Annotated in this window: 19 protein-coding genes and 1 CRISPR repeat array (1 of these 20 cut by a window edge); of the genes, 13 read left to right on the top strand and 6 right to left on the bottom strand. The window is 55.8% G+C overall.

Translation table 11 applies throughout. The features are described from left to right. A CRISPR array of direct repeats spans positions 1-668; the repeat unit is 28 nt; unit sequence GTTCACTGCCGGATAGGCAGCTTAGAAA; it reaches 1692 nt to the left of the window's first position. 384 nt (positions 669-1052) lie between these two features. After that, positions 1053-2720, bottom strand: coding sequence for a methyl-accepting chemotaxis protein (locus tag O1Q98_RS15025; protein WP_125260812.1), 1668 nt, complete (start codon positions 2718-2720; stop codon positions 1053-1055). A 1263-nt stretch (positions 2721-3983) separates the two neighbouring features. Here O1Q98_RS15025 and O1Q98_RS15020 point away from each other — a divergent pair. Then, positions 3984-5543: a sensor domain-containing diguanylate cyclase gene (locus O1Q98_RS15020; protein WP_269975711.1), complete on the top strand. Its 1560-nt coding sequence runs from the start codon at positions 3984-3986 to the stop codon at positions 5541-5543. Between the two features lie 24 nt (positions 5544-5567). Here the strand turns inward: O1Q98_RS15020 and O1Q98_RS15015 are convergent, their stop codons facing one another. Both O1Q98_RS15015 and uvrA read right to left on the bottom strand, forming a co-directional pair. Beyond that, positions 5568-5987 carry a secondary thiamine-phosphate synthase enzyme YjbQ gene (locus O1Q98_RS15015; RefSeq protein ID WP_125260586.1) on the bottom strand — a complete coding sequence of 140 codons (420 nt, stop codon included), beginning with the start codon at positions 5985-5987 and terminating at the stop codon, positions 5568-5570. An 82-nt stretch (positions 5988-6069) separates the two neighbouring features. Next, complete coding sequence (uvrA, locus tag O1Q98_RS15010; RefSeq protein ID WP_125260587.1) at positions 6070-8901, bottom strand: excinuclease ABC subunit UvrA; 2832 nt, start codon at positions 8899-8901, stop codon at positions 6070-6072. 241 nt (positions 8902-9142) lie between these two features. On the opposite strand from uvrA, the gene O1Q98_RS15005 reads away from it, so the two are divergent. After that, positions 9143-9691 (top strand): single-stranded DNA-binding protein, encoded by a 549-nt coding sequence (locus tag O1Q98_RS15005; RefSeq protein ID WP_125260588.1) that lies wholly within the window; start codon positions 9143-9145, stop codon positions 9689-9691. A gap of 96 nt (positions 9692-9787) precedes the next feature. Here the strand turns inward: O1Q98_RS15005 and O1Q98_RS15000 are convergent, their stop codons facing one another. The 3 genes from O1Q98_RS15000 to O1Q98_RS14990 form a co-directional block, all read right to left on the bottom strand. Further along, the gene (locus tag O1Q98_RS15000) at positions 9788-10366 is read right to left on the bottom strand and encodes a flavin reductase family protein (protein WP_125260589.1); all 579 of its coding nucleotides are present in this window, start codon (positions 10364-10366) and stop codon (positions 9788-9790) included. A 33-nt stretch (positions 10367-10399) separates the two neighbouring features. Then, the gene (locus O1Q98_RS14995; RefSeq protein WP_125260590.1) at positions 10400-11029 is read right to left on the bottom strand and encodes a Rossmann-fold NAD(P)-binding domain-containing protein; all 630 of its coding nucleotides are present in this window, start codon (positions 11027-11029) and stop codon (positions 10400-10402) included. Positions 11030-11215: 186 nt separating this feature from the next. Continuing rightward, entirely contained in the window at positions 11216-11725 is a 510-nt protein-coding gene (locus O1Q98_RS14990) for a hypothetical protein (protein WP_125260591.1), read from the bottom strand. 337 nt (positions 11726-12062) lie between these two features. Here O1Q98_RS14990 and O1Q98_RS14985 point away from each other — a divergent pair, with 337 nt between their 5' ends. The 11 genes from O1Q98_RS14985 (at position 12063) to O1Q98_RS14935 (ending at position 23913) form a co-directional block, all read left to right on the top strand. Beyond that, positions 12063-12635, top strand: coding sequence for a Pvc16 family protein (locus O1Q98_RS14985; RefSeq protein WP_125260592.1), 573 nt, complete (start codon positions 12063-12065; stop codon positions 12633-12635). Positions 12636-12640: 5 nt separating this feature from the next. Beyond that, the gene (locus O1Q98_RS14980; protein WP_125260593.1) at positions 12641-13459 is read left to right on the top strand and encodes a hypothetical protein; all 819 of its coding nucleotides are present in this window, start codon (positions 12641-12643) and stop codon (positions 13457-13459) included. Positions 13460-13553: 94 nt separating this feature from the next. Further along, positions 13554-15107 carry a phage tail sheath family protein gene (locus O1Q98_RS14975; RefSeq protein ID WP_125260594.1) on the top strand — a complete coding sequence of 518 codons (1554 nt, stop codon included), beginning with the start codon at positions 13554-13556 and terminating at the stop codon, positions 15105-15107. A gap of 50 nt (positions 15108-15157) precedes the next feature. Continuing rightward, the gene (locus O1Q98_RS14970; protein ID WP_125260595.1) at positions 15158-15628 is read left to right on the top strand and encodes a phage tail protein; all 471 of its coding nucleotides are present in this window, start codon (positions 15158-15160) and stop codon (positions 15626-15628) included. Positions 15629-15714: 86 nt separating this feature from the next. Next, a complete protein-coding gene (locus O1Q98_RS14965) occupies positions 15715-16173 on the top strand; it encodes a phage tail protein (RefSeq protein ID WP_125260596.1) in 459 nt (152 codons plus the stop codon). A gap of 58 nt (positions 16174-16231) precedes the next feature. Next, positions 16232-16414 carry a hypothetical protein gene (locus O1Q98_RS14960; RefSeq protein ID WP_125260597.1) on the top strand — a complete coding sequence of 61 codons (183 nt, stop codon included), beginning with the start codon at positions 16232-16234 and terminating at the stop codon, positions 16412-16414. Positions 16415-16462: 48 nt separating this feature from the next. Beyond that, a complete protein-coding gene (locus O1Q98_RS14955; RefSeq protein WP_125260598.1) occupies positions 16463-17107 on the top strand; it encodes a CIS tube protein in 645 nt (214 codons plus the stop codon). 35 nt (positions 17108-17142) lie between these two features. Continuing rightward, positions 17143-18933, top strand: a complete 1791-nt coding sequence (vgrG, locus tag O1Q98_RS14950) for a type VI secretion system tip protein VgrG (protein ID WP_125260599.1) — start codon at positions 17143-17145, stop codon at positions 18931-18933. Positions 18934-18973: 40 nt separating this feature from the next. Next, complete coding sequence (locus tag O1Q98_RS14945; RefSeq protein WP_035344103.1) at positions 18974-19273, top strand: PAAR domain-containing protein; 300 nt, start codon at positions 18974-18976, stop codon at positions 19271-19273. After that, entirely contained in the window at positions 19274-19690 is a 417-nt protein-coding gene (locus tag O1Q98_RS14940) for a GPW/gp25 family protein (protein ID WP_125260600.1), read from the top strand. Positions 19691-19773: 83 nt separating this feature from the next. Beyond that, positions 19774-23913, top strand: a complete 4140-nt coding sequence (locus tag O1Q98_RS14935; RefSeq protein ID WP_125260601.1) for a baseplate J/gp47 family protein — start codon at positions 19774-19776, stop codon at positions 23911-23913. Positions 23914-24032: the final 119 nt, after the last annotated feature.

Here is a 24032-nt window from a genome sequence, read left to right as displayed (position 1 = left end):
GATAGGCAGCTTAGAAATTGCTGCGCTACGTCCTCTAGCGTTTTTCCGCGTTCACTGCCGGATAGGCAGCTTAGAAAAGGTAGGCCATAAACAGCCACTCGGTTAGCTGGTTCACTGCCGGATAGGCAGCTTAGAAATTACTCGTTCGGGTCTTTTGCGTAAGTGTCGAGTTCACTGCCGGATAGGCAGCTTAGAAAAGGCGACCGGCGGCCGATACACCCGTGACGGTGTTCACTGCCGAGTAGGCAGCTTAGAAAAGTGTGTAGTTACCGGCATTCAGCCCATAAAACGTTCACTGCCGAGTAGGCAGCTTAGAAAGAAGTTATCCGTGTTATTTGACGTTCACTGCCGAGTAGGCAGCTTAGAAAGACATCAGCGAGTGATACTCACGCATTTCACCGTTCACTGCCGAGTAGGCAGCTTAGAAATGAGCGGCTGGAGCATTTGTGAGTATTTGTTGGTTCACTGCCGAGTAGGCAGCTTAGAAAACGCAGGATTTCGATAATTTCTTGTGCGTTCAGTTCACTGCCGGATAGGCAGCTTAGAAAAGTCTGCATCGCTGATAATGAAATCGGCTTTGGTTCACTGCCGAGTAGGCAGCTTAGAAAACACGGTATCGACGCAATCATAGCCTGCGTCGGTTCACTGCCGAGTAGGCAGCTTAGAAATGTGGTGCGGGTGGATGTTTGCCAGCATGTTCGTTCACTGCCGCACAGGCAGCGCTTGACGGGTTTACTGGCGTTAAAACTACGCTGAGGTGGGCGACTTCGCCGGATGAGCGGCATGGATGCCGCGAAAGCCTGTGCCGCTCCGGGAGAGCGTCACAGGCGGTCCGAACTGCGAAGGCGAACGCCGAAGGCACCGCGCAGCGGCGTAGTTTAGCCATCAAGCCAGAGGTCAAGGAGAGGTGGCGCTTGCACCTCTCCTTGTCGTGCGTGCGATAAAGCTGCTAAGAAACAATGCGGTTAATCACGCACGAAACGCTTCACCACACTACCCTATACACTACGCCCTTAATCCAACAGCGCTGTCACCGCTTCAGGGATATCCGGTCAAAACGACGTCCAATCACTATTGCTACCCGCTATGGCGGCCCGCTTTTCCGGCAACGCCGGAGATAGCGCCACTGGCTGGTGGGCTGATGGCGTTGCGCCGCTGTTGCCCTGTGGCGGCAGACGAAATGCGCTGACGGCTTCGGCCAGCAGAGAGGCTTGCGACTGTAATGACAACGCGGCAGAGGCCGATTCTTCCACCAGCGCGGCATTTTGCTGGGTGGTGGTGTCAATCTGTCCGACGGCGATATTAATCTGGCTCATGCCATCGCTTTGCTCATGGCTGGCCTGCGCAATTTCATTGATGATGCTGTGAACATCATTAACGTGGCTGGTCAGGCTGCTCATGGTGGACTCGGCATTATCGACCAGTTCCATCCCTTCGTGAATTTTATCGACCGAGTCGTCAATCAACTCTTTGATTTCTTTGGCAGCCGTCGCACTGCGCTGGGCCAGCGAACGCACTTCACCGGCCACCACAGCGAACCCCCGCCCCTGCTCACCGGCGCGGGCAGCTTCAACGGCGGCATTCAGCGCCAGAATGTTGGTCTGAAAGGCAATACCATCAATCACGCTGATGATTTCCGCCATGCGCTGCGACGCTTCACGAATGCCGCGCATTTTATGGGTGACGGAAAGCATCACCTCACCGCTGCGTTGTGCCGCCGACGACGCCTGGTTAGCGATCGCCGTCGCCTGATGGGTGTTATCCGCCGTATTCTTAATCGTGGAAACCAGTTCCTCCATCGAGGCCGCCGTTTGTTCCAGCGAACTGGCCTGCTCTTCGGTGCGGGATGATAAATCCTGATTACCGGCGGCAATTTGTGAAGCCGCGCTGGAAATAGCCTGCGCGCCGTCGCGCACCTGCCCGACTATCTGGCGCAGGCTGGCATTCATGTTATCGAGCGCATGCAGCAGTTGACCGGCTTCATCTTTACGTTCGCTCGCGATATGTAACGTGAGGTCGCCTTGTGAAACGCGGTCAGCCATCACCAACGCCTGTTGAATCGGTTGGGTAACACTGCGAGTAATCGCCAATGCGACCCAGATACTGAGCGCCACGCCAAACCCCAGAATAGCCAGCAGCACCAAACGGATATCATGGTAAGTGGCCGACATGCTATCTACCGTTTTTCTCATGACGTCATCCTGATAATTCACCAGTTGACGCACCGCCTTGCGGTAGGCTTTTTGAGCCGGATTCAGGTGCTGATTAAACTCGTCAATCGCACCATCGCGATCGCCCGCTTTTACCTGTGCAATAATTTTTTGGCCTGAATTAAGAAAGTCTGCACGAATGGTGCGAATATCACTAATAACCCGTTGGACATCGGAATTATTTTCCAGATGAGCCTGTTTTTCTAATTCATCCATTAATCGGGTTATTTCCTGTGAGACTGGAGGGATTTGCTCTGTCACGGCCTTAATTTTTTCATCACCAGCAACCAGCAGTAATTGCTGAAATATCCTGACACCTTCGTTGACATTCTCAATCAGATTATTGGCATCGACGGTTTGCGGATAAATATCCTGAACAATATCGCGGGCATTCTCATGGAAATTACCCAATTTAACGATGGCCAAGCCGCCTACAATCAACAACATTACCGCCAACGCCGAAAACCCTGCGCCCATACGGGAACCGATCCGCCAGTCAGATAAACGTATCATTAGCTCTTCACTCCTTTGTTAAGAATAAAACGCCATACAGATAATGTCAGGTGCGGGCCCGAGTAAACATGGCAGAATCGACTCCCACGCCACCAATAATCGTGATAATCATGCCGCGCTCAATGAGTAATACTTTTCGGCTTGTCATCACAATGACAAATTCCTTATCTATTGCCGGGAGAATAAGGATTTTTTCTACTATGTTTAGCAAGTTCGTGTTTAGCAAGCTCGTGTTTAGAAAGTACGTGTTTAGAAAGTACGTGTTTAAAAATACGTATTTAGAAAACAGCGTGCTTAAAGAACATATTTAGAAAAAATATGTTCATAACTAAATATGCTTAGAGCCCAAAAACAATAAAACGGCGCGGAAATAATGCCGGGATAAAACGGATGCTAAATAATCATACGTTTTTACTGTTGCCGGTACATAACGCCGCTCCCTGATTTTTACCCGCGTTCCATTCTAACAACCTTTACGTTTCGATCGATAAAAACATTCAAATATAAATCAAAAATAGAATAAAACTATCAATAACCGTTTATTGATCGGAAATAGCAACAATAAAAACACAAAAATAACAGTAACGACACATTATTTAGTTAACAAGCTAACAGTAACTTAATAAACAATAAGCAAGAGAGGTGAAATGGGATCAGCACGCGGGTATAGCCGCCCTCTCCGGCAGTCAGCGCATGAGCAACGATGACTGCGCTGCCTTCTGAGCCGCCAAAATTCTTGCCTCGCTGGTTGACACTATTTTAACCATTGACTATTACTTGATCAGTAATATGGGCATCCTGACTGAGCAACACCCGATGCAACCAGACAAAAGCGGTAAGTTTCCCTCTGATGACGCAAACCGGGTGGCGTGGCTGGTTTTTGCCAGCGCCGCAGCGCGACGTCAAACCTGCTGGTGCCACGTATATACCCCCAATAATTCAAGTTGCAGGCCAACGCACCTGCAACCTGAAGTATGACGGGTTGAAGTATGACGGGTTGATGTATAACGAGTATAGATGGATATCTGTCACGGGGGAGATATCCCAACCCGGTTGAGATTCGCAATCCTGTATTTTCTATTAGCCATTGCGAGTGGGCTGCGCGAATTAATGCAACGGATTAGTGAGAATGCCTGATAAAAGCCCGTGTCTTCGCGTTCTGATATCTGGCGGGTGCATTCCAATCAGAAGCAGGTAACTATTATTACAATGCGAATAAAAAAGCGGCTGCGAATTAATCTGTTGCATTTGATTCTGTTCATGTCTCTCGCCAGTATGTTTACGACGCTGTTGAACAGCTATCTGGCTATTTATAGCGTGCAGAAAAAATTACTTGTTGAGCAAGCCGTTAAGGTGAATGCCAGCTACTCAGCTAAATTAGCCTCTACGGTGGATACGTTTTTCACGGCCTCGGAGGAGCAGCTAGCCTATAGCGCCAGACTGATTAGCGCCAATGTCCAGTCAGGGAATTTGCTCCAGCTACAAACCGAGTTACAACGCATCCATCAACTCAGCCATCGCTTTAACTCTATGCTGGTCGTCACCGAAAAGAGCCAGGTGATCGCCGCATCGCCGCCATCGCTGAATCTGGCGGGCGTCACCCTTAATAGCGAAGGGCAGCAAAAAACCCTACAGTCAAAACGCTTTTTTATTAGCGCGCCGTTTGTCTCGCCGCGCGGCAATTATATTATTTTTATTTCTTACCCGGTGCTGGATGAGCGCGGAAATTATCTGGGGTATATCGGCGGCTCGCTTTATCTGAATAATCACCGCATTGAAAACGAGTTTATGAATACCCAATTTAGCAACGACAGTTTTAATACTTATGTCGTTGATAATAATGGCACTATTATTTATCACCACGATGCGGAGAAAATCGGCACTCAATTGCAGCTACCACACTTTTCGGCACAGTTAGCCAAACAACCGAAAGGCGATTTTATGATGCCCGATGAGCAAGGCATTCCTTCACCGGCAAGCTATATCCGTACACAAAAAGTAGACTGGGTTATTATTACGCAGCAATCATTCCATTCCATAGAAGAGGCGCTGAATAACGTGATGTTCAGCGTGCTGCGCCAGGGCACGCCGCTCGGCATCATTACGCTGCTGGCATTGACGATTTTGGCGTTTTACATCGCCAGGCCGCTGCGCCAGTTGGCTAAATCCGCCAGCACCATGGAACAAGCAGGGGTTATCGGCAAGATTAAAGCCGTTAATGCCTGGTATCTGGAAATCGAGCAGTTAAAGCGCGTGCTGCTGATGGGGACGGTGCTGCTGCATAAGCGCATCGGCAGGCTCAGTTCAGAAGCGCATACCGACCCGCTTTCCGGCATGCTCAACCGCAGAGGAATGCAGGAGAGCCTGGATGAAATCCGCAATGAACATAAAAAAATTTCGGTCATCGCCATCGATATTGACCATTTTAAATCGATCAACGACTCATTTGGCCATGATGTCGGCGATGAAGTCATCCGTAAACTCAGTCAGCAGTTGCGTAAAAATTTCCGTAAAAGCGATCTGGTGTGTCGGGTTGGCGGCGAAGAGTTTGTTATCTTGCTGCCGGGCGCCGACATCCACATCACCAGCGTGATAGCCGAACGCTTACGTAACACCGTCGCCAGCACCACTTACCTGCCCGAAGCCCCTCTGCGCCAGATAACCATTTCACTGGGCGTGACCACCTTCAACCCGCAAAAATCATCACTGGATGCCGCGCTGAAAATCGCCGATAACGCCTTATACAGAGCCAAACATGCTGGCCGCAATCGGGTGGTGGTGGATTACCTCTCAGACGATATTTCACTTATCCAGCATTAGTGGCCACCGTTTATGGTTCCACCGTTATTCCCCCTGCAACGTCACCACCAGCGAGCGGCTGCCGCCGTGGTTGCGGTGCTCACACAGGTAAATGCCCTGCCAGGTGCCGACCTGCAAACGGCCATTGCGCACCGGTAGCGTCAGGCTACTGCCGAGCAGGCTACTTTTCAGGTGTGCCGGCATATCGTCGCTGCCTTCATAAGTATGGCGATAATAAGGCTCGTCTTGCGGCACCAGCTGGTTAAAGAAGTTCTCGAAATCCTGGCGCACCGTGGGGTCGGCATTTTCATTGACCGTCAACGACGCCGACGTGTGGCAGATAAACACATGCAGCAACCCGACATTTACATTACGTAAATCCGTCACCTGCCCCAGCACTTCATCGGTTATCAAATGAAAGCCACGGGCGCGAGGTTTAAGCCGAATATCGTATTGTTTCCACATTTCATCTCTCCTGTGGTGGTGAGTGATTGGCATAAAAAAGCGCGGCTCGCCGCGCTTAACAAACCTCATCTTGCTGGCGGGACTAACCCCGATCCAGAATCGGTTTCAGGAACCGGGCAGTGTGGGATTGTTCGCACTGGGCTACCGTTTCCGGCGTGCCGGACACCAGAATCTCGCCGCCGCCGCTGCCCCCTTCCGGCCCCAGATCGACAATCCAGTCGGCGGTTTTGATAACATCCAGATTGTGCTCAATCACCACAATGGTGTTGCCCTGGTCGCGCAGCTGGTGCAACACCTCCAGCAGTTGCTGGATATCGGCAAAGTGCAGCCCGGTGGTCGGCTCGTCCAGAATATACAGCGTCTGGCCGGTGCCACGTTTTGACAGCTCACGCGCCAGCTTCACGCGCTGCGCTTCGCCACCAGACAAAGTGGTGGCCGACTGCCCCAGCCGGATATACGACAAGCCGACGTCGATTAGCGTTTGCAGCTTACGCGCCAGCGCCGGAATGGCATCAAAGAACTCGCGGGCATCTTCGATGGTCATCTCCAGCACTTCGTGGATGCTCTTGCCCTTGTATTTAATCTCCAGCGTTTCGCGGTTATAGCGTTTGCCTTTGCACTGGTCACAGGGCACGTAAATATCTGGCAGAAAATGCATTTCCACCTTGATCACCCCATCGCCCTGGCAGGCTTCACAGCGGCCACCGCGCACGTTAAAGCTGAAACGGCCAGGGTTATAGCCACGGCTGCGCGCTTCCGGTACACCGGCGAACAGCTCGCGGATCGGCGTGAACACGCCGGTGTAAGTAGCCGGGTTGGAGCGCGGGGTTCGACCGATCGGGCTTTGATCGATATCGATCACCTTATCGAACTGCTCCAGCCCTTGAATCTCGCGGTACGGTGCCGGTTCGTTCAGCTCGCCGCCGTTAAGCTGGCGCTGGGCAATCGGGAACAGCGTGTCGTTAATCAGCGTCGATTTACCGGAGCCGGACACCCCGGTAATACAGGTGAACAGGCCAACCGGCAGCGTCAGCGTCACGTCTTTGAGGTTGTTGCCGCGCGCACCAATCAGTTTTAACACCTTCGAGGGATCGCCCTGTACGCGCTGCGCCGGAATGGCGATTTTGCGCGCGCCGCTCAGGTATTGGCCGGTCAGCGATTCCGGCACCGCCATAATCTGCGTGGCCGTACCTTCGGCAATCACCTGACCGCCGTGTACACCCGCGCCGGGGCCGATATCGATAATGTGGTCAGCGGCGCGAATCGCATCTTCATCGTGTTCCACCACGATAACCGTATTGCCGAGATTACGCAGGTGAATCAACGTTTCCAGCAGGCGCTCGTTATCGCGCTGGTGCAGGCCGATTGACGGCTCATCGAGCACATACATCACCCCCACCAGCCCGGCACCGATTTGGCTCGCCAGACGAATACGCTGCGCTTCGCCGCCCGACAAAGTTTCCGCCGAGCGCGACAGCGACAGGTAATTCAGCCCCACGTTGACCAGAAAACGCAGCCTGTCACCAATCTCTTTCAGCACTTTTTCGGCGATTTTCGCCCGCTGGCCGCTCAGTTTGATGTTTTCGAAAAAGGTCAGCGCATGGCCGATGCTCATGTCGGCAATCTGCGGTAGCGTGGTCTGCTCCACGTAGACGTGGCGCGCCTCTTCACGCAGACGCGTACCGTGACAGCTGGCGCACGAGCGGTTGCTGATAAATTTCGCCAGTTCCTCACGCACAGCGGTCGATTCGGTTTCCTTGTAGCGGCGCTCCATATTGTTGAGCACCCCTTCAAACGGGTGGCGACGCACCGAAGTATCACCGCGATCGTTGATGTACTTGAATTCGATATTTTCTTTGCCGGAACCGTAAAGAATCACTTTCTGAATCGATGCGCTAAGGCTGTCGAACGGCGCTTCCACGTCAAATTCATAGTGTTCCGCCAGCGAACGCAGCATCTGAAAATAGTAGAAGTTACGGCGATCCCAGCCGCGAATCGCGCCACCGGCCAGCGACAGCTCGCCGTTTTGCACCACGCGCGCCGGGTCAAAAAACTGCTGCACGCCCAGCCCGTCACAGGTCGGGCAGGCTCCCGCCGGGTTGTTAAAGGAAAACAGCCGGGGCTCCAGCTCATGCATGCTATAGCCACACACCGGGCAGGCAAAATTGGCGGAGAACAACAGCTCAGGCGCGTTCGGATCGTCCATATCCGCCACCACTGCGCTGCCGCCAGACAGCTCCAGCGCGGTTTCAAACGACTCGGCGAGGCGCTGCGCCAGATCGTCACGTACCTTGAAGCGATCCACCACCACTTCGATAGTGTGTTTTTTCTGCAATTCCAGTTTCGGCGGATCGGAAAGATCGCACACCTCGCCGTCGATACGGGCACGGATGTAACCCTGCGTCGCCAGATTTTCCAGCGTTTTGGTGTGCTCGCCTTTGCGATCTTTCACGACCGGAGCCAGCAGCATCAGCCGTTTGCCTTCCGGCTGGGCCAGCACGTTATCCACCATCTGGCTGACGGTTTGCGCATCCAGCGGAATATCGTGTTCTGGACAGCGCGGCTCGCCAACGCGGGCAAACAGCAGACGCAGATAATCGTGGATTTCAGTGATGGTGCCGACGGTAGAACGCGGGTTGTGCGAGGTAGATTTCTGCTCGATGGAAATGGCGGGCGACAACCCTTCAATATGATCGACATCCGGTTTTTCCATCAGCGACAGGAACTGACGCGCATAAGCCGAGAGCGACTCGACATAACGACGCTGACCTTCAGCATACAGCGTGTCAAACGCCAGTGAGGATTTGCCAGAACCGGATAACCCTGTCACGACGATCAGTTTATCGCGCGGAATAATCAGGTTGATATTCTTCAGGTTATGGGTTCGGGCACCACGAATTTCTATCTTATCCATGCACACTTTTCTCGCAAAAGACACCGTGTTGGCCCCGGCACACCGGCTGTATGCCAAAGAAAGCCAGTAGAAACGATCGATTATGGCACAAACAAAACTGAATGGATATCCAGTATCTGACGGCAATGTTCATCGCCGGGAAATAAAGAATGCGGCACGGCTCGCGGGTATTATCTGTCACGGTGGCGTGATAGAATTGATCGCTTAAACTTTAAAAAAGTGATTCTTCAGGAGACACCAAATGGCCAGCAGAGGCGTTAACAAAGTGATTCTTATCGGCAATCTGGGTCAAGACCCGGAAGTTCGCTACATGCCGAACGGCGGTGCGGTCGCCAACCTGACTCTGGCCACGTCAGACAGCTGGCGCGATAAGCAGACCGGCGAGCAGAAAGAGCGCACCGAGTGGCACCGTGTTGCCCTTTACGGCAAGCTGGCGGAAATCGCCGGTGAATACCTGCGTAAAGGCTCTCAGGTGTATATCGAAGGTCAGTTGCGCACCCGTAAATGGCAGGATCAGGGCGGCCAGGATCGCTACACCACTGAAGTTGTGGTCGATATCTCCGGCAGCATGCAAATGTTGGGCGGCCGTAACGGTGGCGGCGCACCTGCGGGTGGCAACATGGGCGGCGGCAATATGGGCGGTAACGCACCACAAGGTGGCTGGGGCCAACCGCAACAGCCGCAGCAAGCCAACCAGTTCAGCGGCGGCGGCCAGTCCCGTGCGCAGCAAAGCGCGCCGATGCCAGGCAACGAACCGCCAATGGATTTTGACGACGATATTCCGTTCTGATAACCGCGTTATTCTCCATACACTGCGCCCTGTAAAAACAGGGCGTTGTTTTATGGCCACCCTTTTTATGACCACCCGTCTTTTGTATCCGCCGTATCAACTCTCTTTCGCGTCAAAGGCGTCGCCAATCGCATAGTAATGGCCACCGGCCACATGGTGCAGGCTGCGCAACATAGGGTCGGCATCCTCGAAATGCCAGTGACCGTCACTAAAGACTCGTGAGTCGGCCCAGGCTCCCACCACCTCGCCGATAAACAGATCGTAGGTTTGCTGGTTGTGAGGCTCAGGGATCAGTTTGCACAATAACCAGGCCGCGCATCCTGCCACCAAAGGGACATCCGACTCGCTGCGACGAAACAGTTCCACCTGACAGCGCGCCAGCTTGTCCGGGTCATTGCGCAGGCTGATGCTGCCAACCTGATTCGTCAACGCCAGCTGCGCCACCGTTGGCACCTGAATAGCGAAATAGCCGCTATTTTCCAGCAGTTCGCGAGTTTTCGTTGCCTTATCGAGTACCACCGTCAGTTTTGCCGGGGTGAAGTCTAACCCGCAGCACCAGGCGGCCGCCATCACATCATCAATGCCGGCATGACTGGCAGACACCAGCACCGTCGGCCCGTGATTAATCAGCCGATACGCTTTTGCCAATTCAACCGGTAACATTTCGCTATTCATATCTCATCCTGCTTTATGGGGTTTTCCTTAACGTCATACCAGGCGTTCAGGGGTTATCGTTTGTATGCCAGCGACGGGCTGTAGCGCTGCTGTCAGCAATGCCTCTGCAATACGTCCCGCCGGGTTAATACGCCAGCGTGGTGGCAGCAACGGATGTAGCGCGCGCAGTAACTGCTGTGCCGCCCATTCGCCGGGCCGACGCTCATCGCGCTCACCGCCAATTAACCCAGGTCGCACCGAGGTGAGTGAGGAAAATCCCACCGCAGCCAGATCGCGCTCCAGTTCGCCTTTCACCCGGTTGTAGAAAAAACGCGAGGCGGCGTTAGCGCCCGCCGCCGAATTCAGTACGTAGGTCGGCGTTCCCTGTGCATGAGCCAGCCGCGCAACGGCCAATGGGTAGTCGTGATCGACCCGGTAAAACGCCGCCTGACTGCCTGTGGTTTTGATGGTGGAGCCGAGCGTGCAAATCACCGCATCCACCTGCCACCACGCGGCGTCTTGCGGCAGATGTTCAAAATCCACCCGTGGCGCCAGCAGCTTATCGTGCGCCGGTAATTCACGCCGCACCGGTGCCACCACCTGAGCAATACGCGAGTCAGCCAGTGCCTGTAATAACACCTGTTGCCCCACCAGCCCGGTTGCGCCGACCAGTAATAATCGCATGCTGATTTCTCTGTTTGAGGTTAGGGAGCGAAACGACATCGCCATAATGGCAAAATACGCTAACAGAGCGTGCTCTGAATTGTATAAATGCATCAGGCAAGCCGCATGTCCTGACTTAGGTGAACGCACCATACAAGTTTTGCACCAATGCATTCACCTATCGTATCCATTCAGCTCAAATGTTAACTATGGGTTACAAACAATTTTTTTACCTTCAATTTTCGAGAATTTGAGTTTCTTGTCATCGACTATCCAGGCTTGCTTAACCTGTTTTGGCCACGGCGTCTCCTCTGACGGAATGAACGTAATCGCCGTGCTATAAGAATTCGTGTCGTCAACATCGCAAGAAACGATTTTCGATGCAGGATTTTCTTTTGGCAAAGGAGACATCAATACATCCTTAACGACGCTACGGCGTTCAAGCAGTAAATATTCTCGGCCGCATATTTGCCAGAAAGTCAATGTCCAGGGATCACCGTCTTTTTCCATTCCAAATGCACCATGATTTTCCAGACCAATGTTTTTGTATCTACCTTCGATAGTAACAACCCGATCGTTTGGCGTATGACGCCCGATTAATGCTGAGGGAATATCAGTATTGCAGGTAACACCATCAAACCATTTTTCAGCACCCGTTGCGTATGATGAAACGAGCGCAAGGCTTAAGAGAAAAAAAAGAGAGCGACCAAGTGTCATGTAAACAGCCTCCAGACAGATAAAAGAAAAATAAATGATACCCACCCGAAATGAAAGAAAGGCAAAGCATGCACTTTAGACTCTATTCAAACAACGGGGTTAGGCAGCAATTCGGGTAAGAATATCATAGAGATTCTCTGCCCAAAAGATTACCAACAGGTTTATTTTTTAATAACATAAACTCTTACATCATCATTAATCGGATTTAATTATTATTTACCCCGCCAAATCTCCGCTCACTCTTTTCGTCATACCTTTCATCAGTAATACTGTTTTTTATTCACCACATTGCAACACTAAAAAAGTGAAAACATCGTTTTCAAATAAGGACAACAGTATGATTTCCGCGTCTCTTGATTATCTGGCGAAACAGCTAAATCAATATTTAAAGAATATGCTGAAGCTGCATGATGAGCTGGTCGTCATCGCTAATCCGGCGGATGACGATGGCAAAATGTTTCCACTCACCAAAAATAAACTCGTGGTATTTTTAGCCGGTATCGAAAAGGAGACGCTGCCGCATCGCAATCAGGCCATGATGTCAAATAACCGTTATACGCTGGCCACCCAGCCATTGTATGTACGGGTGAATATTATGGTGGCAGCAAATTTCACCGGCACACAATATCCTCAAGGATTAACGATGCTGGCGCACGCTATGGCGTTCCTGCATAAAAACCCCCAATTTAATCGTTATAACGCCCCAGATATGGATGGCGCTATTGAGCAAATATTAGTGGAGATGGAAAACCTGCCGCGTCATGAACTCAGTGTATTGTGGCAAATGCTGGGTAGCCGTTATTTACCGTCAGCGGTGTATCGCCTGCGGGTGATGATAGCGGGCAGCCACAGTATTCAGTCGCAAGCAGAAAGCGTCGGTCAGGTTGAGGTTGCAGTCAGCAAGAGTTAGCGCACATGAGCCATTACGCCACGCTATTTGAATTGCACATTGAGCACGGTTTTTTCCCGGCTGATGAGCCGCTGCCGTTTTACAGCAAGCTGGCTTATGCCAGTCAGCCGGTCGCGGCGCAGTACGGACTGCTGATAAAACCCCGGCCCAATGGCGTCAGCATACTGGCGGATACGCATAGCGCGGCGTTAGCGCTGGCTGATGACGGCATTCGGCTGCAACTGCTGTTCTTTATGCAGGATGCGCAGTTTTCCTGTTATACCGCGCACGCACCGGGCAGCGGCGGGTACAACTTTTATTGTTCGCTCTTCGCACCGTTGTCGCAGGCCGTGCGACTGAGCGCGCATGATGGCATCGCGGCGCATGTTGAACGCCAGTCACGCCGCCCGGACTGGGTGGTCGATGTACGGCTGGCGCCACCCTTCATCGCCGCGTTTATCGCACAGGCGGCCTTAGCGCCGGGCGCACAAACAGCAAGATGGCCGCAGGCACCCTGTATCGTGCCATTGATGGCCGCCTGCCGACGCTGGAAATACCTGTTGACGGCACCTTATGTTACACCGCAATGCCATATTCGTGATGAAACCGGTACGGAAATATTTGATTACCAGGGGACGGAAATATTATTAAACGGGCAACTCGCCCAGGTTTTTATTTCACAACAACCGTTATGGATACAAAAAAAATCGCCCTATCGTTTTCAGTTGCACCAAAACGGCAAGGTATTACGACAAACGCTGCCGCTGGCAATGCCATTACATTTATGCCGAATGAAAATAAATCACCAATACGAAATATTGGCAGAAATCATCGTGAATGATTAGCAAACAATAAATACGCAGTCACCGTACCAGGCACCGCTGTTATTTAGGCGAAAAACCCGCAGGGTGAATTTATTTAACCAAAAGGAAATCGTTTATGGGCGTAATGAAAACCCCAGGCGTTTATATTGTCGAAAAAAATGCTTTTCCCAATTCAGTGGTGGAAGTCGCCACGGCGGTGCCTGCTTTTATCGGCTATAGCGAAAAAGCTGAAAATGGCAGTGTTTCACTGCGCAATAAGCCGTGGCGTATTACGTCCATGTCGGACTTTCGTCATTATTTCGGCGGCGCACCATTGCACAAATTTGATATTGTCGAAAAAACAGCAGATCGCCCGGAAGATATTGCCTTTAATCAGGAGGGGAAAAGCTACACGCTCTCGCTGGCAAATACCCGTTATTTGCTCTATTACAGCATGCTGTTCTTTTTCCAGAATGGCGGCGGCCCTTGTTATATTGTCTCGGTGGGCAGCTATCAGGACGATATTGATGCCAGCGCGTTGAAAAATGGCATTACGCCGTTACTCAAAGAGCCGGAGCCCACCATGGTGCTAATGCCGGAAGCCATCTGCCTGAAAGAGGATGACTGCATCAATGTGCAGCAGGCGGTGCTTGAGCACTGTGGCGGTAACATGAGAAACCGCATCGCCCTTCTTGATATCTGGCAAGGTTATAAAGACCGGCAAGACCCGACGGGGGATTGCATCAGCCAGTTTCGCGACAAGCTCGGCATCAATTATCTCGATTACGCCAGCGCCTATTATCCCTGGCTGCACACCTCGATTGTGCAAGACAGCGACATCAGTTTTGCCAACATCAATAATCCCGACGAACTCACCCGCGTGCTGACGGCAGAAATCACCGCTGCCTTTAAAGAGCTCGAAGGGCTCACTGAGGAACAGTTAAGCAGCGGCGGCAACAAACTGAAAGCGGCGAAAAAACAGCAAATGCTGGATGAAATCGCCAGGCTGTCGGCCACCGAGGGCGCAACGCAACACGCGCTGTTGCATAAGACGCTGTTCTCCATCAGCCCGGTTTATAAAAGCCTGCTCGATAACCTCAAGCGTCAGCAAAACCTGCTGCCGCCCGCAGCGGCCATGGCGGGTATCTACACCATGGTGGATAACACGCGCGGCGTGTGGAAAGCCCCGGCGAACGTCAGCCTGAGCGCGGTGGTGTCACCCAGCGTCAACATCAGCGCCGATGAGCAGGAAGACCTGAACGTCACCACGCAGGGTAAATCGATTAATGCGCTGCGCACGTTTATGGGGGAAGGCACGCTGGTGTGGGGGGCGCGCACGCTCGATGGCAACAGCCTTGACTGGCGCTACGTGAACGTGCGCCGCACCATGATCATGCTCGAAGAGTCGATCCGGCTGGCGGCCAAAGCCTATGTGTTTGAACCCAATACCGCCAATACCTGGGTGTCGATGGAGAGCATGATAGAAAACTTTCTGTTCGGCATCTGGAAACGCGGCGGGCTGGCCGGTTCTTCCCCGGAAGATGCCTACAGCGTTGATGTCGGGCTTGGCAAGACCATGACGCCGCAAGACATTCTCGAAGGCATCTTGCGTATTACGGTGCTGGTCGCCATCAGCCGTCCGGCGGAATTTATCGAAATTACCTTCCAGCAGCAGATGCAGAAATCCTGAGTCTGTGTGGATGATTTTACGTTTTATTTCCCCCATCAAGGAGAACACTCATGGCAGATGACGGTTCAGCGCAGTCCGGCACCGTATGGCCGATGCCCAAATTTCACTTCGAAGTGAAATGGGATGGTGGCGCAGGCGCCGGTATGGTGGCGTCGTTTCAGGAAATCACCGGCCTGGATATCGAAGCGCAGATTATCGAATACCGCGCCGGTAACAGCCCGGTTTTTTCCACCATCAAAATGCCGGGCATCATCAAGTCAGGCAATGTCACGCTCAAAAAAGGCATCTTCGTCAAAGACAATCACTTCTATGACTGGTTTGCCAAAATCAAGATGAACACCATTGCCCGTACCGCCGTCACCATCAATTTGCTCGATGAGAGCGGCAGCCCGGCGATGACCTGGAAACTCAAGAACGCCTGGCCGACTAGGGTCAGCGGCACTGATTTGAAATCGGACGGCAACGAAGTGGCGATAGAAACCATCGAACTGGCGCATGAAGGGTTACAGGTTTCTGTCTAAGGCGTTACCCCGCTGGCCGGTGCGACAACGGGCCAGCTGTATCAGCACGCTTTTGACAGGATAACGGCAAACAGGCGGATAGACCGATGCAAAAAACCAGCGCGCAACCGGAGTGGCCGCTCGCGGCGTTTTACTTCCGGGTCAGTATTGATAACGGCAGTGACGATCAGGCCTTTGAAGAGATTAGCGGCATTGAAACCCACCTCGAAACCCAGCCGTTTATCGAGGGCGGCGGCAACAGTGTCTATCACCTGCCGGTCGGTATTCGCCAGCAACCGCTACGCCTGCGCCGGGGGCTGACGGCGGCCAACTCGCTGTTGGTGCGCTGGTGCAAAAGCTGCCTGGAAGGGCAGCTTAATCAGGCGATTGTCACCAAAGACCTGAGCGTCAGCCTGCTCAATGAGCAAGGCGACCCGCTGCGTACCTGGCTGTTTTACAACGCCTACCCGATTAGCTGGCAGGTGGGGCGCTTTCACGCCAGCCGCAACGAGGTGGCGGTCGAAGAGATTGTGCTGTGCTTTAGCCGCAGCAAACGCAAGCAGTAGCGCGTTTAGCTGTCATCACCGAATTCGGTTTCTCACCCTTTGACATCTGGAGCCCGACATGACCATCGAAATACGGCAATTAACCATTTACGCCAACGTCACCCATTGTGGCGATGCGCCGACACAGGCAACCGATGACGCCGCGCACACCCCGCCTGCGGCCACCGGCCAGGACGACCCGGCTGCGCCACCGTCAGACGAGGCGATTCATCAACCGCAGGCAGAGCCGCGCGAGCGCTAGTCGCCGCGATGCTGCCCATGCCGAAGCCCCCGTTAACAGAGGCCTGCCATGCAAAAACTGAACATCCGCACGCTGGATAAAAAACAGCAGTTTAATGTCATGCTAAACCCGGCCACGCTGCACCACAGCCACGGCATTGACTACAGCAATCAGGCTCGCGGCAGCCGCCCACCGGGTAGCCTGGCACCGCGTTTGGGCTTTGCCAGCTACCAGAGCGAAAGCCTCAGTTTTGACATCATCATCGACGGCACCGGCGTGGTGGAGTCGGCGCAAAAAAGCGATGTGGCAAGCCAGATTACCCGGCTAAAGGAGGTGGTATACCGCTATGTCGGCGACAAACACGAACCGAGCGTGGTTGTCCTGAGCTGGGGCTCGCTGTCGTTTAAAGGGCGGTTGACCCGGCTGACCATTCACTACTCGCTGTTTGATGCCGCCGGTGCGCCGCTGCGCGCCACGGTCAGCCTGCGATTTCACAACTACCTCGACAGCCGCGAGCAAGGGTTACGCGCTAACCGCTCCTCACCGGATCTCACCCACTGCGTGGTGGTGCAGCAAGGCGACACCCTACCCAGGCTTTGTCAGCAAATTTATCAGGATATCGCCTACTGCCCGGCGGTCGCCCGCCATAACGACCTCAATACGCTGTGCCACCTCACCCCCGGCACCCGGCTCTATTTTCCGCCGCTGGCGTAACCGGGCGGATATCACCATGACCAAAGGAGACCGCAATGGCGGATTCACCGGCAAAAAACAGTGACGGCGTGGTGACGTGTACGCTGCACAGCAACGGGCGCTCGCTCGGCAGCGACATCCCGATTATCGCCATTGACGTGGAAAAACACGTCAACCGTATTGCGCGTGCCCGCATCGTGATAGCCGATGGCGACATGCCGCAAAACCGCCTGCCGCTCAGTGATGACAGCCTGTTTTTACCCGGCAACACCCTGAGCCTGTACGCCGGTTATGCCAGTCAGGAGCAGTGCATTTTCAGCGGCGTGATTGTGCGCCACGGTATTCGTATTGACGAGGGCAACCAGCCGCAACTGGTTATCGACTGCCGTGACAGCGCCATTGGCATGACGCTGGCGCGGCGCAACGACAACTACCTGCAACAGAGCGACAGCGATATCTGGCAACAGCTTATTGGCCGCTGCGCGGGCGTCAGCGCCGCCATTGCACGCACATCCGGGCAGCACGGCGAGCTGGTGCAATTTCACTGCACCGACTGGGATTTTCTGCTCGCGCGCGCCGAAGCCAACGCAATGGTTATCTGTAATGAAGACAATAAGATAACCATCGCACCGCCCTGTCTGGACGGTTCAGCGCAACTCACGCTCACCTACGGCGAGGATATTATCGCGCTGCATGCCGATATCGACGCCCGCTACCAGTTTCGCGCCGTCACCAGCGTCGGCTGGGACCCGGCCAGCCAGCAGCCTCTCTCGCAGCAGGCAGCCGCGCTATCCGTCAGTCAGCAGGGCAACCTCAGCGCGGATAAGCTCGCCGGAGCGCTAGGGCTGGAAGGTGTGCGCCTGCAAAGCGCCACGCCGCTGAGTGCCGGGGCGCTGCAACACTGGGCGCGCGGGCAACAGGTGAAATCCGCGCTGTCACGGCTGTGCGGCACGTTAACCTGCCAGGGCACGGCGCGGGCGCGCCTGAACACGCTGGTGGCGCTGACCGGCGTCGGCGCGCGTTTTAACGGCAATCTGTATGTCAGCGGCATTCGCCACCAGATAAGCCAGGGCCAGTGGTTGACGCACCTCAGCTTCGGTATGCCCGCGCTGTGGTCGGCTGAACACCGCGACCTGGCGGCACCGCCAGCAAGCGGCCTGCTACCGGCGGTGGAAGGCTTGCAGATAGGCATCGTCAAACAGCTCGACGGCGACCCGGCAAAACAGCACCGCATTCAGGTGAGCGTGCCGGTGATGCAGGCCGAGCATGATGGCATCTGGGCGCGTCTCGCCAGTTATTACGCCTCAAACGGCATCGGCGCGCAGTTTGTGCCGGAAATCGGCGATGAAGTGGTGCTCGGTTATTTCAACAACAACCCGTCAGACCCGGTGGTGCTCGGCAGTCTCTATAGCAGTAAAAACCCGCCGCCGCTGGCGCTTGAGGGCGAAAACCGCCTGAAAACCCTGCTCACCCGCAGCCAGTTAAGCCTGCAATTTGATGACAAAGAAAAAAGCGTCACCCTGCTCACCCCCGGCGGCAATCAGTGGCGGCTCAGTGACAAAGATAAAACCGTCGCGCTGCAAGACCAGCACGGCAACCGCGTCACGCTCAATGACAGCGGCATCACGCTGGAGAGCCCGAAAGACATCACGCTCAACGCCAAAGGGCAAATCACGCTCAACGCCGCGCGCACGGTGGATATCAGCGCCAAAGGCGACCTGAGCGCACAGGGCATGAATGTCAGCCTGTCGGCAAAAACCGCGTTTAGCGCCAAAGGCTCGGCCACCGCCGAACTGACCGCCTCCGGCCAGACGGTGGTCAAAGGCGGCATCGTGATGATCAACTGACGCCCGCGACGATACGCGTCACACCACACGAGAGACGACCATGCCGCCCGCAGCCCGACTGACCGATTTACACACCTGCCCGATGGTGACACCCGGATTACCGCCGATCCCCCACGTTGGCGGCCCGGTGCTTGGCCCCGGCGTGCCCACGGTGCTGATAGGCCAGCTACCGGCGGCGGTGCTCGGCGACAACTGCCTGTGCGTCGGGCCGCCGGATGTGATCATCAAAGGATCGGCCACGGTGCTGATTGGCGGCAAACCGGCCGCGCGCCTTGGCGATAACACTGCCCACGGCGGCAGCATCGCCCTTGGGCTGTTTACCGTGTTAATCGGAGGATGAATGACCAACGACAATGCTTTCCTCGGCACCGGCTGGGGGTTTCCGCCGCAGTTTGACCCGTACACGCTGCACATTGGCATGGTCAGCGGCGATGAAGATGTGCGCCAAAGTTTATGCCTGCTGCTTGCCACCCGCCCCGGCGAGCGCCTGATCGCACCGGATTACGGCTGCGATCTACAGGGCCGGGTGTTTGACACGCTCACTCTCTCGACCCTGACCGAGATGAAAACCAGCATTGAACAGGCGGTGCTGTTTTTTGAGCCGCGCATTCGCCTTGAGTCCGTCACGCTTGATGACAGCCGCGCCGCCGACGGCACATTGCTTATCCACCTCGACTACACGCTGATTGCCACCAACACCCGCAGCAACATGGTGTACCCGTTCTATCTACGGGAAGGCACGTTAGTCAGCGCCTGATAACTGACGCCGCCGGTGCGCAGCAACGCCGTATGCCTGCGCTATCGGCTTAACCCAACACACCACCACAAGGTACTGCCCCGATGACCGATACTTGGGCTCCGCCGCCACCGCCGCCTGCCACAGCACAGCACCAGCGCTTACCCGCCGCGCTGACCGACGGCTATTTTCAGGTCGATGAGTTGTCGTTTGAGACGCTGCTGGTGCTGGCGCGAGACATCGCCGCCAACATCACGTTTGATGACGGCAGCGCAACGCCCGCTGGCAACTGGCGCGCGCTGTTTGATAACAGTGATATCACCGCGATGGCAACGCTGCTGTCATTGGATGCCCGGCGCGAACAAAGCCGCTTTCGCCACGCCCGTTCGCAAGGGCTCCCGGCGTTACTCACTTATCTGTTGCAGCTCTATTTCACGCTGGATAACAGCTACCGTACCCTGACACCCGGCCACAGCCCAGGCGCGGATCGCCTGAGCCTGATGATGCAAACGGTAATCAGCGCTTCGCTCGCCCGGCCCTTTCAGTTACTGGTGATGCTGGCGCAAGCGCTCTCGCCGGGCCACCCGTCGCTGCTGGCACCCCCCGCGCTGCATCAGCTCGACCCGCTATGGGGCATCCGCTATCAGTCGCCGCACTTTCATGCCAGCACTTACCCGCTACTGAGCGCCGCCGAATTGCCCGCGCTCTCGGTGCTGGATGAGCAGCTACAAGGCTGCTTTTCCTGCGCGCTGAACGCCATCATTCAGTGGCAGCGTGACTGCCGCAGCGCATTCGAGGCCGCGCTCGCGCATGACGGCCATGCGCCGCAAATGGCGCTCTACCTCAGTTTTTTGCGTCAATTGGCGCGTGCGCAGGCGCGCATCAACCGTTTTACCGAACGCCATCTCGATTTTTACTACCGCGATGTGTTGCAACAACAGCCGCTGCCCGGCCCGACAGATGCGGTATTTCTCAAACTGTCGCTGGAGGCGCGCCAGAGCGAGCCGGTGTTGCTGGCGGCAGGTAGCGCGTTTAGCGCCGGTCAGGATGCACAACAGCGTGATATCCGTTATCACAGCGAGCGGCCGCTCTGGGTCAGCGACGTCAGCGTGACCGCCGTCTATTCGCTGCTACTGAAGCGCGACCCGCTGATGTCGCCAGAGCGGGAGTTAGGTTTTGTCACCGCCATCCATAGCGATAGCCTGTGGCCATGGCAGGCGGATACCCCGCGTACCCGCACGCTGCTGGCGCTGTTTGGCGAAACGCCCGGCCTGCATCAGCATGCGCAACCCCGCTCACCGGGTATCGCGATTCTTGACCCGGTGCTCTATCTCCCCGAGGGGCGGCGTCAGGTCAGCCTGACGCTGAATTTGCACGAAGCCGAACGCCCGGCGCTGGCGCAGCAGGTCGCGCTGTTGCGCGATGCGCCGCCCTACCTGTTGCCGCACCGCCTGAAAACCGCGTTGGCGATACTGGCTCAGTCAATGCCCGCGCTGTTACCGGCAACAGGGGCTGATGCGGCGATTAAGCAACTGGTCGCGGCACTGACGCCGATGCAGCGATTCGCCCTGCGCCAGCGCAGCGAGCCTGAGGTCATCACGCTACTGTACAAATATTTCTTGCTCGGTTTGTTGTCTCAGGCGCAGGACGCCACACACTGCTGCCGACTCATCGGCCAGCTCTTTAGCCGCCAGTTGTTAAGCCGCACGCCCTTTCTGCACCACGATGACCGGGCGTTGATTTTGTCGCTCAGTCAGCCTCATCTGCCGGCCAGTAGTCTGGCGGTGCTGGCCGAATGGCTGGGTTACAGCGCGCAGGCCGGGTTCCACCGGCTGTGCGACGGCCTGCTACGCGTGCGCCTGAGTAGCGAGACCGGCTGGCAGACGGTGGACACCTACCGTTTGCAGCCGTTATCTGCCGACGACGACGGCCCTTACGGGCTGCGCCTGAGTTTTACGCTCTCACCGGGTTTTGCCGCCGTCATTCCCTGCGACCCGCAACGGCATGGCGACATCGGCTCTGGCGCGTGCGCCGCAATCGTGCTGGACATGCAGCCGGACACGCCTTTTTTCCCCTACTCACTGTTGCATGACTGGGTGCTGGGCAGCGTGATTATCGACACGCAGGTCGATGGCGTCACCGCGATAGAGGTACACACGCCAGACGGACAGGCCGATGCCAGCAAGACGTTCTACCCGTTTGGCACTCAGCCAACCTGCCCTTCGTCGCTCACCCTTGCCAGCTACGAAGTGGCGCAAAAGCCGTTGCACGCGCTCACGCTGGCTATCGACTGGGCAAACCTGCCGGGCGATAACGACGGCTTCGCCCGCCACTATCAGCGCTATCCCGGTGACTACCGTAATCAGGCGTTTCGCGCGCAGCTCTCGGTGCTGCGCGACGGCGAATGGAAAAACGTCGGCCAGCCGGTCGCGCTGTTTGGCAGCGATGCCACAAGCCAGCGGCTACTCCCCGGCATACAAATACACGCCGATGTGCAGCATGATTTTAAGCCCGAGCAAAGCGCCTGCGGCAGCGACGAACCCTCGTTTGACTCGGCGCGGCGCAACGGCCTGCTGCGCCTGACGCTATGTGCGCCCGGGCACGCCTTCGGCCACCGCCGCTACAGCGCGCTCGTCAGCGACACCTTGCTGATGAATAGCCCATTGCGCCGTCGATGGCTGGGCCGCCGTCAGCCCTTGCCCGCCCCCAATCCGCCCTATACGCCCGCTATCCAGCGCCTGACACTCGGCTATCGCGCCCGTTCGCGCCTGCAACCCGGCGAGCCTGCGCCTGCCGGTGCGCGGCACAGCCACCTTGTGCATTTGCACCCGTTTGGCCATGCGCAGCGTTACCCCGATGACTCCGCCAACGGGCATGGCTGCACGCTTTTTCCTCGCTATGATAACGATGGCAATGTGTTTATCGCGCTTCAGGGCCGCGCGCCCGGCAGCCTGCTCAATCTGTTTTTTCATCTTGATGACCGCGCCGCCGGTGTGCATATCGGCCCGGCACCGGTATTCCACTGGCACTATCTGGTGGATAACCGCTGGCAGGCGATGTCGGCGTCTCAGGTTATCGCCGATACGACCGAAGGGTTTACCGTGTCTGGCATTATCACGCTCGAACTCCCCGCCGACATCAACGATAGTCACACACTGATGCCCAACGGCCATTACTGGCTGCGGGTTAGCACCGACGAGGGTATCGGTCACTACGCCAACTGCCTGCACGTGACGCCCCATGTGGTACGCGCCACGCGACAGTGGCCCACGCCAGAGGATTCGCCGACGGCCACCGGCGGCGACACCGCAGGGGCTATGCACCGTGGTGACACACCGCCCAGCGCGCAAGACACCCTCAACTGGCGGGTACTATCGCCACAGGCCGGGCTTGGGCATGTGGTGCAGATGTTACCGCTGCGCCCGACGCCCGCACGCGAGTCTACCGACGCCTTTCGCGCTCGCGTCAGTGAACAGTTGCGTCATAAAGGCCGCGCGCTGACCGGGTGGGATTATGAACGTCTGGTGCTACAACACTTCCCGGATATCGGGCAGGTTCGCTGCTTTGCCCACACCCGCTTTGGTGTGCCGGGCCATCATCCGGGGCGGCTGTTGCTGTTGGTCTACCCGCGCCATCACGCCTGCCAGCATCAGCCCTGCCAGCCTTTGCCGGTCAGCGCGGCGCGGCTGGCGCACATCCAGCGTTATTTACAGACGCTGTCGCCACCGTTTGCCGCCATAGACGTGCGCGCGCCGCACTACGAAAAAGTGCAGGTACGCTGCACGGTCACGTTCGAGGCGGGGCAGCATACCGGGCTGATGCTGCGCCGCCTGAATCAGGACATCAACGATTACCTGTGCCCGTGGCGCGAAGAGAGCGTCAACCGGGGCTTCGGCCACACGGTAGCGTTGCGCCAAATCGAGGCGTTTATCGCCCATCGCAGTTATGTCCGTTTTGTCACCGGCTTTTCGCTGTTTACCCTAAGTTGCCAGCCGGGGATAGACACTGCGCCACCACACTGGCAGCTGTTTGACAGCGCCAGCGAGCCCGCCGCCGCACAGATCCGCAATCCCGCCGAAAACAGCGCGCTTCTGACCGGGCTAACGCCACGCTATCGCTGGAATATTATCTTGCCGGTGGAACAGCACGACCTGCGGGTCAGTAGCGAACTGACGCCTCAGCCTGCGCGCAAAACCGGCATTGGCGACCTGACGCTGGGTGAAAGCTTCATCACCGTCGGGTAGCCCGTTCACCGTGGCGGCGGCAGTCCCCCTCGCTGCTGCCGTCACGGTTAACTGTCTACCGGGTAACTGTCTACCGGGTAACTGTCTACCGGGATAACCAGACTGATATCACCAGCACG

The organism is Dickeya lacustris (assembly GCF_029635795.1).
Classification (GTDB): Bacteria; Pseudomonadota; Gammaproteobacteria; order Enterobacterales; family Enterobacteriaceae; genus Dickeya; species Dickeya lacustris.
The sequence above is the reverse complement of the archived record's forward strand: the minus strand, read 5'-3'. Positions and strand labels throughout refer to the sequence as shown.

Excerpts from the sequence above, each read along its gene's own strand:
- O1Q98_RS15020 (WP_269975711.1), top strand. The coding sequence starts at position 3,984 with ATGTCTCTCGCCAGTATGTTTACGACGCTGTTGAACAGCTATCTGGCT.
- O1Q98_RS15015 (WP_125260586.1), bottom strand. The coding sequence starts at position 5,987 with ATGTGGAAACAATACGATATTCGGCTTAAACCTCGCGCCCGTGGCTTT.
- uvrA (WP_125260587.1), bottom strand. The coding sequence starts at position 8,901 with ATGGATAAGATAGAAATTCGTGGTGCCCGAACCCATAACCTGAAGAAT.
- O1Q98_RS15005 (WP_125260588.1), top strand. The coding sequence starts at position 9,143 with ATGGCCAGCAGAGGCGTTAACAAAGTGATTCTTATCGGCAATCTGGGT.
- O1Q98_RS15000 (WP_125260589.1), bottom strand. The coding sequence starts at position 10,366 with ATGAATAGCGAAATGTTACCGGTTGAATTGGCAAAAGCGTATCGGCTG.
- O1Q98_RS14995 (WP_125260590.1), bottom strand. The coding sequence starts at position 11,029 with ATGCGATTATTACTGGTCGGCGCAACCGGGCTGGTGGGGCAACAGGTG.
- O1Q98_RS14990 (WP_125260591.1), bottom strand. The coding sequence starts at position 11,725 with ATGACACTTGGTCGCTCTCTTTTTTTTCTCTTAAGCCTTGCGCTCGTT.
- O1Q98_RS14985 (WP_125260592.1), top strand. The coding sequence starts at position 12,063 with ATGATTTCCGCGTCTCTTGATTATCTGGCGAAACAGCTAAATCAATAT.
- O1Q98_RS14980 (WP_125260593.1), top strand. The coding sequence starts at position 12,641 with ATGAGCCATTACGCCACGCTATTTGAATTGCACATTGAGCACGGTTTT.
- O1Q98_RS14975 (WP_125260594.1), top strand. The coding sequence starts at position 13,554 with ATGGGCGTAATGAAAACCCCAGGCGTTTATATTGTCGAAAAAAATGCT.
- O1Q98_RS14970 (WP_125260595.1), top strand. The coding sequence starts at position 15,158 with ATGGCAGATGACGGTTCAGCGCAGTCCGGCACCGTATGGCCGATGCCC.
- O1Q98_RS14965 (WP_125260596.1), top strand. The coding sequence starts at position 15,715 with ATGCAAAAAACCAGCGCGCAACCGGAGTGGCCGCTCGCGGCGTTTTAC.
- O1Q98_RS14960 (WP_125260597.1), top strand. The coding sequence starts at position 16,232 with ATGACCATCGAAATACGGCAATTAACCATTTACGCCAACGTCACCCAT.
- O1Q98_RS14955 (WP_125260598.1), top strand. The coding sequence starts at position 16,463 with ATGCAAAAACTGAACATCCGCACGCTGGATAAAAAACAGCAGTTTAAT.
- vgrG (WP_125260599.1), top strand. The coding sequence starts at position 17,143 with ATGGCGGATTCACCGGCAAAAAACAGTGACGGCGTGGTGACGTGTACG.
- O1Q98_RS14945 (WP_035344103.1), top strand. The coding sequence starts at position 18,974 with ATGCCGCCCGCAGCCCGACTGACCGATTTACACACCTGCCCGATGGTG.
- O1Q98_RS14940 (WP_125260600.1), top strand. The coding sequence starts at position 19,274 with ATGACCAACGACAATGCTTTCCTCGGCACCGGCTGGGGGTTTCCGCCG.
- O1Q98_RS14935 (WP_125260601.1), top strand. The coding sequence starts at position 19,774 with ATGACCGATACTTGGGCTCCGCCGCCACCGCCGCCTGCCACAGCACAG.